The sequence below is a fragment of the Pseudonocardia parietis genome (genome assembly GCF_017876315.1).
Lineage (GTDB): Bacteria > Actinomycetota > Actinomycetes > Mycobacteriales > Pseudonocardiaceae > Pseudonocardia > Pseudonocardia parietis.
Map to the genome: position 1 here is coordinate 3,764,786 of NZ_JAGINU010000001.1, position 13,719 is coordinate 3,778,504.

At 73.0% G+C, this 13,719-nt stretch carries 11 protein-coding genes; 4 read left to right on the forward strand and 7 right to left on the reverse strand.

Annotated elements, in window-relative coordinates; genetic code table 11:
• Positions 1-14: 14 nt before the first annotated feature.
• The 3 genes from fdh to nrfD are packed head-to-tail and all read left to right on the forward strand — an operon-like array spanning position 15 to position 5,257.
• Entirely contained in the window at positions 15-3,236 is a 3,222-nt protein-coding gene (gene fdh / locus JOF36_RS17915) for a formate dehydrogenase (RefSeq protein WP_307862442.1), read from the forward strand.
• Complete coding sequence (locus tag JOF36_RS17920) at positions 3,237-4,178, forward strand: 4Fe-4S dicluster domain-containing protein (RefSeq protein ID WP_210028123.1); 942 nt, start codon at positions 3,237-3,239, stop codon at positions 4,176-4,178.
• Positions 4,175-5,257: an NrfD/PsrC family molybdoenzyme membrane anchor subunit gene (gene nrfD / locus JOF36_RS17925; protein ID WP_307862443.1), complete on the forward strand. Its 1,083-nt coding sequence runs from the start codon at positions 4,175-4,177 to the stop codon at positions 5,255-5,257. The genes JOF36_RS17920 and nrfD overlap by 4 nt, the downstream gene beginning before the upstream one ends.
• Before the next feature lie 124 nt (positions 5,258-5,381).
• Here the strand turns inward: nrfD and JOF36_RS17930 are convergent, their stop codons facing one another.
• The 7 genes from JOF36_RS17930 to JOF36_RS17960 form a co-directional block, all read right to left on the reverse strand.
• Complete coding sequence (locus tag JOF36_RS17930; protein WP_210028124.1) at positions 5,382-5,645, reverse strand: hypothetical protein; 264 nt, start codon at positions 5,643-5,645, stop codon at positions 5,382-5,384.
• Positions 5,646-5,671: 26 nt separating this feature from the next.
• Complete coding sequence (locus tag JOF36_RS17935; RefSeq protein ID WP_210028126.1) at positions 5,672-6,592, reverse strand: LysR family transcriptional regulator; 921 nt, start codon at positions 6,590-6,592, stop codon at positions 5,672-5,674.
• Between the two features lie 7 nt (positions 6,593-6,599).
• Positions 6,600-7,454 (reverse strand): HpcH/HpaI aldolase/citrate lyase family protein, encoded by an 855-nt coding sequence (locus tag JOF36_RS17940; protein ID WP_307862444.1) that lies wholly within the window; start codon positions 7,452-7,454, stop codon positions 6,600-6,602.
• Complete coding sequence (locus tag JOF36_RS17945) at positions 7,451-8,611, reverse strand: acyl-CoA dehydrogenase family protein (protein ID WP_210028128.1); 1,161 nt, start codon at positions 8,609-8,611, stop codon at positions 7,451-7,453. The genes JOF36_RS17940 and JOF36_RS17945 overlap by 4 nt, the downstream gene beginning before the upstream one ends.
• Before the next feature lie 32 nt (positions 8,612-8,643).
• Complete coding sequence (locus tag JOF36_RS17950; RefSeq protein WP_307862445.1) at positions 8,644-9,525, reverse strand: HTD2 family dehydratase; 882 nt, start codon at positions 9,523-9,525, stop codon at positions 8,644-8,646.
• Between the two features lie 166 nt (positions 9,526-9,691).
• A complete protein-coding gene (locus JOF36_RS17955; RefSeq protein WP_210028130.1) occupies positions 9,692-11,095 on the reverse strand; it encodes an MFS transporter in 1,404 nt (467 codons plus the stop codon).
• Positions 11,096-11,295: 200 nt separating this feature from the next.
• Entirely contained in the window at positions 11,296-12,222 is a 927-nt protein-coding gene (locus JOF36_RS17960) for a LysR family transcriptional regulator (RefSeq protein WP_210028131.1), read from the reverse strand.
• A gap of 109 nt (positions 12,223-12,331) precedes the next feature.
• On the opposite strand from JOF36_RS17960, the gene JOF36_RS17965 reads away from it, so the two are divergent.
• Positions 12,332-13,693 carry an aromatic ring-hydroxylating oxygenase subunit alpha gene (locus tag JOF36_RS17965; protein WP_210028132.1) on the forward strand — a complete coding sequence of 454 codons (1,362 nt, stop codon included), beginning with the start codon at positions 12,332-12,334 and terminating at the stop codon, positions 13,691-13,693.
• Positions 13,694-13,719 lie beyond the last annotated feature (26 nt).

Consider the following 13,719-nt stretch of genomic DNA (forward strand, 5'->3'; position numbering starts at 1 on the left):
GGAACGCCCGCGTCGTGGGGACGCGTGAGTGGTTGCAGGCATGGCCCGTCATCCGCCAGCTGAGCGGGGCCGACCCGCTCGGGCGGGGCACTGCGGCCCGGTCGGCGGGTACCGACCGGAAGGTCGCCCGCACCGAGACCGCCGACGGCGTCACGAAGTCGGTCTGCCCGTTCTGCGCGGTCGGCTGCGGCCAGAACATCTACACCGAGAACGGCCGGGTCACCCACGTCGAGGGCGACCCGGACTCGCCGATCAGCCGTGGCCGGCTCTGTCCCAAAGGGTCGTCGACCCTGTCGTTGGTCACCTCCCCGCTGCGGCCCACCACGGTCCGCTACCGGCGCCCGTACGGCACCGGGTGGGAGGACCTCGACCTCGACACCGCGATGGAGATGATCACCGACCGGGTGCTGGAGACGCGCAGGCGGACCTGGGAGGACGTCGACGACCAGGGCCGGCACCTGCACCGCACCCTCGGCATCGCGAGCCTCGGAGGAGCGACCCTCGACAACGAGGAGAACTACCTCATGAAGAAGCTCTACACCGCGATGGGCGCGGTGCAGGTGGAGAACCAGGCCCGCATTTGACACTCATCCACGGTTCCCGGTCTGGGAGCCTCGTTCGGCCGCGGTGGGGCCACCAACTACCAGCAGGATCTCGTCAACTCCGACTGCATCGTCATCCAGGGATCCAACATGGCCGAGGCCCATCCGGTGGGCTTCCAGTGGGTCATGGAGGCGAAGCGGCGCGGCGCGACGGTGATCCACGTCGATCCGCGGTTCACCCGGACCTCGGCCGTGGCGGATCTGCACGTCCCGATCCGCGCGGGCACCGACATCGCGTTCCTCGGCGGGCTGATCCGGTACGTGCTGGAGAACGACCTGTGGTTCGAGGACTACGTGCGGGCCTACACCAACGCCCCGATGATCGTCGGTGAGGACTTCCGCGACACCGAGGATCTCGACGGCCTGTTCTCCGGCTACGACCCGGAGACCGGTACCTACGACGTCCTCACCTGGCAGTACGAGGGTGCCGAGGTCGAGGCGTCGGCCGGGTTCCGCGACGAGCGGACGATGGTCCAGGAGGCCGAGCACACCGAGATCGCCGGCTCCGGCGGCGCCCCGTTCTCCGGCACCCCCTCCCGCGACGACACGTTGCAGCACCCGCGCTGCGTGTACCAGCTGCTGCGCAAGCACTATGCGCGCTACACCCCGGAGATGGTGGAGCAGGTCTGCGGCATCGACCCGCAGACGTTCCACCGGGTCGCCGAGGCGCTGACGTCGAACTCCGGGCGCGAGCGGACCGCGGCGTTCTGTTACGCCGTCGGCTGGACGCACCACACCGTCGGCGTGCAGTACATCCGGGCGGCGTCGGTGCTGCAGAGCCTGCTGGGCAACATCGGCCGGCCCGGTGGCGGCATCCTCGCCCTGCGCGGGCACGCGTCCATCCAGGGCTCCACCGACATCCCGACCCTGTTCGACCTGTTGCCCGGCTACATCCCGATGCCGCACGCGCACCAGGACCAGGACCTCGAGACCTTCATCGAGTACAACGCCGGCAACCGGGGCTACTGGGGCCACATGGACACCTACCTGGTGAGCCTGCTCAAGGCCTGGTTCGGGGACGCGGCGACGGCGGACAACGAATTCTGCTTCGACCACCTGCCGCGGCTGACCGGGAACCACTCGTCGTTCCCCACCGTGATGGCCCAGGCCCGCGGCGAGTCGCCCGGCTACTTCGTGATCGGGGAGAACCCGGCCGTCGGCACGGCGAACTCGAAGCAGCAGCGCCTCGGGCTGGCCAACCTGGAGTGGCTCGTCGTGCGGGACCTCAACATGATCGAGACCGCGACGTTCTGGAAGGACGGCCCGGAGATCGAGACGGGTGAGATGGTCACCTCCGACATCGGCACCGAGGTGTTCTTCCTGCCCGCGGCCAACCACACCGAGAAGGACGGGACGTTCACCAACACCCAGCGGTTGCTGCAGTGGCACCACAAGGCCGTCGAGCCGCCCGGGGACTGTCGCAGCGACCTGTGGTTCTACTACGAGCTGGGCAAGCGGCTGAGGGACAGGGTCGCGGACTCGACCGACCCGTCCGACCGGCCGTTGCAGGACCTGACCTGGGACTATCCGGTCGAGATCGGACGGACCGGCATCGCGGAACCGAGCGCCGAGGCGGTGCTGCGCGAGATCAACGGCGTCGACGCCGACGGGAACGCGCTGTCCTCGTACCGGCAGATGAAGGCGGACGGCTCCACCGCGGGCGGCTGCTGGATCTACACCGGCGTCTACACCGACGAGGTCAACCAGTCGGCCCGGCGCAAGCCCGGTGGTGAGCAGGACCTGCTCGCCCTCGAATGGGGCTGGGCCTGGCCGATGAACCGCCGGGTGCTCTACAACCGGGCCTCCGCCGATCCCGAGGGGCGGCCGTGGAGCGAGCGCAAGAAGCTGATCTGGTGGGACGGCGAGCGCTGGACCGGGCCGGACGTCCCGGACTTCCCGGTGCACACCGCCCCCGACTACCGCCCGGAGGAGCTGAACGCGGGGGAGAAGTCGATCGGCGGGGACGAGCCGTTCGTCATGCAGGGCGACGGCCGGGCGTGGCTCTACGCCCCGGCCGGGCTGCTGGACGGGCCGATGCCCGCGCACTACGAACCGCAGGAGTCGCCGGTGCCGAACGCGCTCTACCCGAACCAGCGGGCGAACCCGGCGCGGGAGCTGTTCTCCCGCCCGGAGAACCCCTACAACCCGCCCGGTGACCACTTCCCGTACGTGTTCACCACGTTCCGCGTCACCGAGCACCACACCGCCGGCGGGATGAGCCGGTGGACCCCGCACCTCAACGAGCTGTTCCCGGAGATGTTCCTGGAGGTCTCACCCGAGCTCGCCGCCGAGCGTGGCCTCACCGACAACGAGTGGGCGCACGTGATCACGTCCCGCTCGGCGATCGAGGGCCGGGTGCTGGTGACCGAGCGGGCGAAGCCGCTGCGGGTGGCCGACGGCAGCGGCGGCACCCGCGTGATCCACCAGATCGGGGTGCCGTGGCACTGGGGCCCGAACGGGCTGTCCACGGGCGACGCGGCCAACGAGCTGCTCTCGGTCGCGCTCGACCCGAACGTGCACATCATGGAGACCAAGGCCGCGACCTGCGACATCCGCCCCGGACGGCGTCCGCACGGGCCCGACCTGGTCGCGTTCCTCGCCGATCGCCGGCGTGCCGCCGGACTGGAGGAGTAGATGACGACGTCCTGGTACGGGCCGCTGGCCGACCCGTCCGCCGACGCCGGTTACCCCGACGACCACCCCGAACGGGTCGGGTTCTTCACCGACACCTCGGTCTGCATCGGGTGCAAGGCGTGTGAGGTGGCCTGCAAGGAGTGGAACGCACTGCCCGCCGACGGCGTCGCCGAGCAGGGCGCAGGCGGTGACGTCCTCGGTATGGCCGGGATGGGCTACGACAACACCGGCGGGCTCGGCGCGTCGACCTACCGGCACGTGGCCTTCGTCGAGCAACGGGTACCGGCGGCCCGGTCGGCGCCGACCGACCTGGGGATGCCGGCCCTGGACCTGCCGGGTTCGGTGGAGGCCGGTGAGGATCGCACGGACGCCACCGAGGTCCGCTGGCTCATGTCGTCCGACGTCTGCAAACACTGCACACACGCCGCCTGCCTCGACGTCTGCCCGACCGGGTCGCTGTTCCGCACCGAGCACGGCACCGTGCTGGTGCAGGAGGACATCTGCAACGGCTGCGGCTACTGCATCCCCGCCTGCCCGTACGGCGTGATCGACCAGCGCAAGGGCGACGGGCGGGCGTTCAAGTGCACGATGTGCCAGGACCGCCTCGGCGCGGGCATGGCCCCGGCGTGCGCGACCGCCTGCCCGACCGAGTCCATCCAGTTCGGTCCGCTCGACGAGCTGCGGGCCCGCGCCGACGAACGCCTGGCGACGCTGCAGAGCCAGGGGGTCACCGAGGCCCGGCTCTACGGCCACGACCCGGACGACGGCGTCGGCGGCGACGGCGCGTTCTTCCTGCTGCTCGACGAACCGGAGGTCTACGGGTTGCCACCGGACCCGGTGGTGACCACCCGGGACCTGCCGTCGATGTGGCGGCACGCCGCCGCCGCGGCGCTGACCGTGGCCGCGACCGTCGGCGCCGCGTTCATCGGGGCACGCCGGTGACCGGGCCCGCGCACGAGGGCACACCGGGCCGGACCGAGCGACGACGGCGGCGCAAGGGCGGGCGCGGCGAGCAGCTGATGGTGCCCGACGCCGACTTCCGCAGCTACCACGACCGCCCGATCATCAAGCCGCCGGTCTGGAAGGTGCCCGACGTCCCCGCCTACCTCTACCTCGGGGGGACGGCGGGGGTGGCGGCGTCGGTGGCGGCACTCGGGGATCTGACCGGACGCCCGGGGCTGCGCCGCAGCAGCCGGCTCGTCTCGGCGGGTGGTGCGGTGGCGTCGGTGGCGTTCCTGATCCACGACCTGGGCCGTCCGGAACGCTTCCTCAACATGATGCGGGTGATCAAACCGACCTCGCCGCTGTCGGTCGGGTCGTGGATCCTCGCCCCGTTCGGCACCGCGACCGGGATCGCCGCCGCGTCCGAGGTGACCGGGCTGCTGCCCGGGGTGGGCCGGGCCGCCGGGATCGCCGGTGGCGTGCTCGGGCCGGCGATGACCACCTACACCGCGGTGCTGCTCGCCGACACCGCGGTACCCGGCTGGCACGAGGCGTACCGGGAGCTGCCGTTCGTGTTCGCCGGGTCCGCGCTCGCGGCCGGGGGCGGGTCCGCACTCGTGACCGGGCACGGCGACGGCCCGGCCCGCCGGATCGCCGTCGCCGGGGCGGCGCTGGAGCTGGCCGCGACCCACCGGGTGGAAACGACCATCGGGATGAGCGCGCACGCCTACCGCACCGGCCGCGCGGGCCGGGTGCTGCGCGCCGCCCGGGCCGCGACCCTCGCCGGGGCGACCGCGGCGCTGGCCGGCCCGGTCGCCGATCTCGTCGCCCACCGGTCGCCGCGCCGCAGACGGTGGCTCGACGCCGCCGCCGGGCTGCTGCTGAACGCCGGGTCGGCCGCCACCCGCTGGGGCGTGTTCGACGCCGGCATGGCCACCGCCTGGGACCCGGCCTACACCGTGGTGCCGCAGCGCGAACGGCTGCGCCGCCGAGCCGCCGAGGATCCCGACGGCGCCGGGGCGGGGGAGACCGCCGACCACGCCCCGGCCACCCGCTCGCACCTGCCGTCGGAGCCGTGACCCCCCGCCCTAGCGCCGGAGCCTCGAGGCACGGGCACGGGCACGGGGCATGGAGCACAGGTGGCCGGGCTGGGCCGGGCGATCACCTCCGCAAGCCGGGACCCTCGCACGGCGCACAGACCGATCAGCGAGGGCGGTCGGGGTCGTCACCGTCCGGCGTCCCGCAGGCCTCGGCGCCGGTCTCCCCGGCGAAGCCCTCGTCGTGGCCGGCGACCTGCCCGACGTAGCCGCCGGTGGCACCGGTACCGGTGGTGGACGGCGCATCGCCGGACTCCGAGCGTCCCTCGCCCGTCGGGCGGGAGTTGGCGACGTTCGGGTCGGGTTCGACGTCCTCGGCGGGGCCGCCTCCGAAGAGCCGGTCCACCATGCGTTTCAGCTTCGACACCATGGACGGTGCTTACCTGCGAACGCCGGTCACCAAACCCGGGCCCGGTCCCGACCGGCCTCGACGCCGTCGCGGAACCGGGCGGCGACGAACCGGGCGAACCGGTCCACCACCGGCGGCAGCGGACGCTCCCGCAGCCGGGACAGCCCGATCATCCGGTGCGCGGAGTCGTCGGTGATCGGCAGGTAGCGGACCCCGGGCTCGGCACGTTGCGGGCGCGGCTGCGGCACGATCGCCACACCGAGCCCGGCGGCGACGAAGCCCTCCAGGGTCCCGATCTCGGTGCTCTCGAACGCGAACCGCGGCGTGAGGCCGGCCCGCGCGCACAGCTCGTCGGTGAGGCGCCGCAGCCCGATCGGCGCCTGCAGCGTGACGAACGGTTCGTCGCCGGCATCGGCCAGCGCGACGTGTTCCCGGCCGGCGAGCGGGTGCCCGTCCGGCACGGCCAGGCACAGCTGCTGGCGGTACAGGCCGGTCCAGCCGAGCTCGTCGACCTCCGGCCGCGGCGCGGTCAGCCCGAGGTCGGCACGCCCGGCGAGGAGGTGCTCGACGATCTCGTGCCCGGCGGCCTGGGTGAGCTCGAAGCGGACCCCGGGCGCCTCGGCCCGGTAGACCCGCAGGATCTCCGGCATCAGGCCGGCGGCGATCGAGTGCAGGAACGCGAGCCGGATCGTGCCGTGGTCCGGGTCGCGCAGCGTCGCGATCCGCTCCTCGGCGGCGGCGAGCTCGGCCAGGCCGCGCCGCGCGTGCTCCAGCATGATCATGCCGAACGGGTTGAGCCGCAGCCGGCGGTTGACCCGGTCGAACAGCGGCGCGCCGACCCGGCGTTCGAGCCGGGCCAGCGCGCGCGACAGGGTCGGCTGGGTGAGTGAGAGCCGCTCCGCGGCCTGCGTCATGTGCTCGGTCTCGGCGAGCACGACGAACCACTCGAGCTCGTCCACCGTCGTCACCGACGCATCATGTCACCGCTTCCGATGCGTGCGGGTCATCGGCTCCGGCCTGGCGCAGCACCTCACGGGCGTGTGCGAGGACCGGTGCGTCGATCATGCGCCCGTGCAGCCGGAACACCCCGCCGGCGTGCTCCCCGGCGGCGGCGAGCACCTCGCGGGCGTCGGCGACCTCGTCGTCGGTGGGCAGGAACGCCTCGCGCACGACCGTGACCTGCTTGGGGTGGATGCAGGCCTTCGCCGCGTAGCCGGACGCGACCGCTGCCGCGCTGTCGAGGCGCAGCGTGTCCAGGTCGTCGATCGCGACGAGCACGGTGTCGACCGGCGTGATGCCGGCGGCGCGCGCCGCGTAGAGGATCCGGGTACGGGCCTGTTCGACGGCCGGCCGGTACCCGCCACCGGGCGCGCGGCCCGGCCGCCCGCCCAGGTCGGCGACGAGGTCCTCGCTGCCCCACATCAGGCCGGTGCAGTTCGGCGCGTCCGCGATCTCCGGGGCGGCCAGGACACCGCGGGCGGTCTCGCAGAGCGCCACCACCGGTCGCGGTGCCAGCGCCGTGACGTCGCCGGCCCGGGTGGCCATCGGCAGCATCACCGCGACGTCCGGGTGCGCGGCCAGCGCGGCCACGTCGTCGTCGTGCCAGCGGCTGCCGGGGGCGTTGATCCGCACCAGGGTCGCGGCCGGGTCCAGTTCGGACAGCGCGGCGACGACGGCGTCGCGGGCGGCGTCCTTGCCGTCCGGGCCGACGGCGTCCTCCAGGTCGAGGATGACAGTGTCGGCCGCGGCGGCGGCCTTGGCGAACCGTTCGGGACGGTTGCCGGGGCAGAACAGCAGCGCGGGCCCCCGCAGCGCGTGCACCGTGCTCACGAGCGGTCCAATCCGCCGCGCTTGACCAGCTGGGCGGCGATCACGTTGCGCTGGATCTCGTTGGTGCCCTCACCGACGATCATGAGCGGGGCGTCGCGGAAGTAGCGCTCGACGTCGAACTCGGTGGAGTAGCCGTAGCCGCCGTGGATGCGGACGGCGTTGAGCGCGACCTCCATGGCGATCTCGGAGGTGAACAGCTTCGCCATGCCCGCCTCCATGTCGCAGCGCTGGCCGGTCTCGTACTTCTCGGCGGCGTGCAGGATCAGCTGGCGGGCGGCGGTGATCTTGGTGGCCATGTCGGCGAGGTAGTTGCCGACCGACTGGTGCTGCCAGATCGGCTTGCCGAAGCTCTCCCGGTCCTGGGCGTAGCGCAGGGCGTCGGCCAGTGCGGCGTCGGCGACGCCGAGCGCGCGGGAGGCGACCTGGATACGGCCGGTCTCGAGGCCCTTCATCATCTGGCCGAAGCCCTTGCCGGGAGTACCGCCGAGGACGGCGTCGGTGGGGACCCGCATGTCGTCGAAGATCAGCTCGCAGGACTCGACGCCCTTGTAGCCGAGCTTGGGCAGGTCCTTGGAGACGGTGAGGCCGGGGCCGTGCTCGACGAGCAGCACCGAGATGCCGCGGTGCGCGGGCTCGGCGGCCGGGTCGGTCTTGCACAGCAGCGCGATCAGGCCCGAGCGCCGCGCGTTGGAGATCCAGGTCTTCGACCCGTTGACGACGTAGTGATCGTCCTGCAACGACGCGTGCGTGGACATGGCCTGCAGGTCCGAGCCGCCGCCGGGCTCGGTGAGCGCCATGGTCGCGCGCAGCTCGCCGGTGGCCATCCGGGGCAGGTAGCGGTCCTGCTGCTCGCGCGTGCCGAACGCGACGAGCAGCTTGGCGACGACGGTGTGCCCGCCCATCGCGCCGGCCAGGCTCATCCAGCCCCGGGAGAGCTCGGCGGTGACCAGGGCATAGCAGGGCATCGACACCGGGGCCTCGCCCCACGGCTCGGGGACCGCGAGCCCGTAGATGCCGAGCTCCTTCATCTGCTCGATCCACTTCTCGGGGTACTCGCCGGAGTGCTCGACCTCGTTGACCGCCGGTTTCACCTCCCGGTCCACGAAGTCGCGGACGGTGTCGACGACGGCCTGCTCCTCGGTGCTCAGCACACCCATGAAAGTCTCTCTCCTCTTGCTGTGGGGAACGCTCAGGCGAACCGGACGGTGGCGGTCAGCGAGGACCGCACCCCCTCGGCGGCGACGGCGATCGTGGCCTCGTCGCCCTGCCGGTCGCCGGTCGCGACGACCGGCGAGGGCAGGAACGCGGGCCGCGACAGCCGGTACTCGAACCCGGACACGCGGTCGCGGGGGGCGTGGCGGCGGGGCAGCTCCAGTGCGAGCAACGCCAGCAGCGGGCCGTGGATCACCAGGTCCGGGTAGCCCTCGACGGTGGTGGTGTAGGGGTGGTCGTGGTGGATGCGGTGGCCGTTGTAGGTCAGCGCGCTGAACCGCGACAGCAGGACCGAGTCGGTCGGCATCCGCAGCCGCCACTCGCCGCCGGGGTCGGGCTCGCCGGCGTCCGGGCGCGCCACCGCCCGGCGCTCGGCGCCCTCGGGCTCGGACCGGTAGACGATGTCCTGCTCCTCGACGGCGACGACGTCCGTGCCGCCGTCCACGGTCAGCTCGGTCCGGACGGTCACGAACAGCATCTCGCCGGACCGGCCGGACTTCGGGGTCACCGAGGTGACCGCGGAGGCGCTGTGCAGCTCGGAGCCGAACGGGATCGATCCGTGCTGCTGCAGCCGCCCCCCGGCGAACATCCGGCGCCGGCCCGGGATCGGCGGGAGGAACGGGCCGTCGGCCGGGTGGCCGTCCTCGCCGATCTCGGAGGTCCTCGGGTGGGGGAGCAGCAGGAACCAGTGCCACATGGGTGGCAGCGGGGCACCGTCCTCGAGCGCGGGAGGCTCGGCGTCGACCAGGTCCGCGAACGCGGCGGCCGGCCACGAGTCCACCCGGCGGCTCGTCCGCACCGTCGGCGGCTCCCAGTCCTGCACCAGCTCGGCCAGGCCTCCGGTGGCGGTCTCGGGCACGTCACTCCTCCGTCCGGCGATACGACACACCCCGGGCCGGGGCGGTCGGTCGACGCCTGCAGTCTGACCGGTCGCAGCTCGATGTGTGAAATGCCGATCGCGCACCGTGTCGATGTGCCGGACGCATGAAGCGGGTCGGACGGAGTCCGTGCTGCTCGCCGAGCCGTCAGCGGGCGACACGGGTCTGCACGCCGTGCAGGATCCCGTTCGCCTCGTGCAGCCCGCGCAGCGCGCCCCGCACCATGGCGGCGGTGTCGTGCACGGCCGGGCAGTCCACGGGGCGGATCCGGCCCGTCGCCCGTGCCTGCGCGTGCCCGGTCACCAGTGTGGTGACGACCGTGACGGCGAGCAGTGCCGCGGCCAGGGCGCCGGTCGCGGTCGGCAGCGGCATCCCGGTCGCCAGCAGTCCGACGGCGACCGTCGGCAGCCCGGCGCCGAGGTAGTAGACGACGTAGGCCAGGGCCGTGGTCCCGGCCGCTCCGGCGCCGGTCGCGGTGCTCTCGACGACCGCGTGCGCTCCGCCGTACGCGAGACCGTGACCGACCCCGGCGACGACGGCGGTGGCGAGGACGACCGGGAGCGGCGCGGCGGCGCCGGTCGCGGCCAGGACGGCGAGCGCGGCGGCGAGCAGGACCAGGCCCGCCCGCTCGGCGCGCATCGCACCCAGCCGGGGCAGCAGCGCCTGCGCGGGCAGCGCGGCGAGCAGGACGAGCGCGGCGACCGCACCGAGCGCGGTCGTACCCACCTCGCCGGCCCCACGGGCGACGGCGCTGGGGACGAGCCCGAGGAACAGCCCCACCACGGCCCAGGAGAGGAACCCGACCATCGCGGCGGAGAGGAAGGACGAGCGTCCCTGCACCGGCAACCGCGGGCCCCGCGGGTGCGCGGGCCTGCGACCGGCGACCGGACCGCGGGCGCCCCGATCCTCAGCGCCCTGGTCCTCAGCGGCCAGGCCCTCGGTGACCAGGCCCTCGGTGACCAGGCCCTCGGTGACCAGGCGCTCGGCGGGCGGACCCTCGGCGACCTGGTCCACGGCGGGCGTCTGCGCGAGCCGGCGACGGACGACGAGCAACGCCGCGACGTACAGCAGGTGCACGGTCGCGTGCGGCTCCGGCAGGTGATCGGCGAGCAGCCCGGTCAGCCCGGGCCCGGCCGCGGTCCCGGCGAGGAAGGCCACCGCACCTCCCACGACCCGGCGCCCGGGCCGCGCCGCGGACGCCTCGGCGAGCAGCGCCATCCCGGCGCCGGTGGCCGCGCCGAGCGCCGTGCCCTGCAGGATCCGCCCGGCGAACAGCCAACCCGGGTGGTCACCGATCGCGAAGCAGAGCGCGCCGGCGGCGGCGAGGACCAGACCGATCCGCATCAGCCGGACGCGTCCCCACCGGTCACCGAGCGGACCGAGCACGAGCAGCGCGGGCACGCTGACCACGGCGTACGTGGCGTACACCAGCGTCAGCGTCAGATCGCCGAACCCCAGCCGCTCCTGGTAGCCGGGGTAGAGCGGGCCTGCCATGTTGGCGCCGAACGCCAGCAGGGCCAGCGCCGCGGCGATCGGGAGCGATGAGGGCACTGATCGGAGTCGGGGAGTCGCGAGCACGCCTCCAGGATGCGCGCGAAATCGTCAAAGATCATCGAAGAGTTTCGCTCGGAACCGTGTACGGATCCTGCACAGTGCTCGGAGCGACCCGAGAAGCTCGGAGCGACCCGAGAAGATCAGGGCGACCCGAGAAGATCAGGGCGACCCGAGAAGATCAGGGCGACCCGAGAAGATCAGGGCGACTCGAGGAGATCCGACAGGGCGCTGCAGGCACGCCGCAGCGCGTCGAGGCCGGCGGCGATCGAGGGCTGGTGCTGCGAACCCGCCCGGACCGCGGCGATCACCCGCCGGATCGGCACCGGCGGTGTGCGGATCCGGAGCCGGTGCGTGTCGTGCCGGCCGGGGACGTCGACCAGGCGCGGCACCAGCACGACCCCGAAACCGCGCGAGACGAGCGCGGCGCCGGTGTCCCACTCGTCGGCGTAGTGGGCGATGTCCGGGGCGAACCCCGCGCTCGAACAGGCGAGCGTCACGAGCTGGTGGTAGGCGCGACCGGGCGCCGCACAGATCCACGGGTCACCGGCGAGGTCGCTCAACCCCACGTCGTCCCGCCCGACCAGCGGATGCCGGGGGCCGACCAGCAGGTCCAGCGGCTCGTCGTAGAGGGCACGCTGGTCGAAGGCCGGATCCGACACCGGCGGGATGCTCGCCGTCGCGACGACCACCGCGATGTCGGTCTCACCGGCGGCGAGCAGGTCGAACGACCGCGCCGGCTCGGTCTCGCGCAGGGACAGGCGCAGCGCCGGATGGTCCCGCCGGAGCTGCTCCATGGCCTGCGGCACGACCGCCGCGGCAGCGGTGGAGAACCCGCAGAAGTGCAGCGTCCCGCCGACGTCGCCCTCGCGGTGGGCGTCGAGCTCGGCGCGGGCCCGCTCCCACTGCGCGCTGAGCGTCTCGCCGTGCACGAGCAGCGTGCGCGCGGCCGCGGTGAGCCGGACCCCGCGCCCCTCGGGTTCGAGCAGGACGAGTCCGAGCTCCCGGGCCAGCCCCTGCATCTGGTGCGATGCCGCGGACGGGGTCATCCGGCACACCTCGGCGGCGGCCGTCACCGTTCCGTGCCGGGCGATCGCCTGCAGCACCCGCAGTCGCCGATCGATCATCCGACGAACGTACAAGATTCCGTGTTCATCTCTGCGATGGACGCGGACGGTCATGGAGCTGACACTGCTGGCCAGCCGTGGGTCGATCGGGCCGAGAGGACGAGTGCCGATGAGCGACACAGCACCGGTTCCGGACGAGGGGCGAGCGGCGGCCGACCGCATGCTGCCTGCGCGGCCGCTGCACCCGGCGCGGTTCACCGAGGAACACACCTACCGCCACACCCGGCTGCCGGTCGAGCTCGCGTCCACCTTGGTCCCTGACGCCTACACCTCGCCGGAGTTCTTCGCGCTCGAACGGGAGAAGGTCTTCGCCCGGGGCTGGGTCGCGGTCGGGTTCGTCGCCGACGTCGACCGTCCGGGCGCCTGCGTGGTGGTGGACGTGGCCGGGCGTTCGATCATCGTCACACGCAACCGGAACGGCGAGCTGCGCGCGTTCCACAACGTCTGCCGCCACCGCGCCACCCGGCTGCTGGACGCCGACGCCCGCGAGGTGGGCCGGCACGGGCGCATCCGCTGCCCGTACCACAGCTGGACCTACGACACGGACGGCGCGTGCCTGGGTACGCCGCTGTTCGAGGGCTCCGACGTCCCCGCCGGGGACGAGGCGATCTTCGACACCACGGGCGCCCGCGGCTTCGACCGGGCCGACCACCCCCTGCTGAGCGTCGCCGTCGACACCTGGGGGTTCCTGCTGTTCGTCAACCTCGACCCGGATCCCGCTCCGCTGGGCACACAGCTCGGCGACCTGCCCGACCGGTTCGCCGGCTACCGGCTGGAGCAGTGGGTCCCCCGGCGCCGGAGCAGCTACGACGTCGCCGCGAACTACAAGCTCATCGGCGAGAACTTCATGGAGTACTACCACCTGCCCTGGGTGCACCCCGAGCTCAACCGGGTCTCCCGGTTCTCCGACCACTACCGCTGGCAGGGCCCCGGGATGTACACGGGCATGTGCACGACACCGGTCTCGCGCAACACCGAGGCCGGTGGCTGGGACGGCCTGTCGCCGCTGAGCTCACTGGGTGACCAGGACGCCGACAGCGGACGGTTCGTGTGGCTGTTCCCCACCACCGCCGTGGTCGTGCTGCCCAACCACGCCTTCGTGCTGCTCAACCGCCCGGTCGCACCGAACCGCACGGTGGAGACGGCGGTCCTGCTGGCGCATCCCGACTCCCTCGGCTCCTCCGACGCGGATGACGCCGAGGCGGGCCTCGACCAGCTCGAGAAGTTCTGGGATCTCGTCAACCGTCAGGACGTCGAGATCGTCGAGCGGGTCCAGGACGGTATCGAGAACCCCGCCTACCGCGGTGGCCGGATGTGCTTCCGTTTCGAGGAGCCGCTGCACCGGTTCCAGAACATGATCGTCGACAGGATGGTCGGCGTCGACCGTGTCCCCGAGGGCGACGACGAGACCATGAGCCGGATGTTCCCGGACCCGGACCCGGCCGCCGGGCCGGTGCCGACGCGTCCGTAGGGCTACGCAGGCCCACCGGACGCCGC

What these genes read in the sequence shown, in the direction of transcription:
- JOF36_RS17930 (WP_210028124.1), bottom strand. Translation starts at nt 5,645, where the DNA reads ATGGTGTCGAAGCTGAAACGCATGGTGGACCGGCTCTTCGGAGGCGGC.
- JOF36_RS17945 (WP_210028128.1), bottom strand. Translation starts at nt 8,611, where the DNA reads ATGGGTGTGCTGAGCACCGAGGAGCAGGCCGTCGTCGACACCGTCCGC.
- JOF36_RS17960 (WP_210028131.1), bottom strand. Translation starts at nt 12,222, where the DNA reads ATGATCGATCGGCGACTGCGGGTGCTGCAGGCGATCGCCCGGCACGGA.
- JOF36_RS17920 (WP_210028123.1), top strand. Translation starts at nt 3,237, where the DNA reads ATGACGACGTCCTGGTACGGGCCGCTGGCCGACCCGTCCGCCGACGCC.
- JOF36_RS17965 (WP_210028132.1), top strand. Translation starts at nt 12,332, where the DNA reads ATGAGCGACACAGCACCGGTTCCGGACGAGGGGCGAGCGGCGGCCGAC.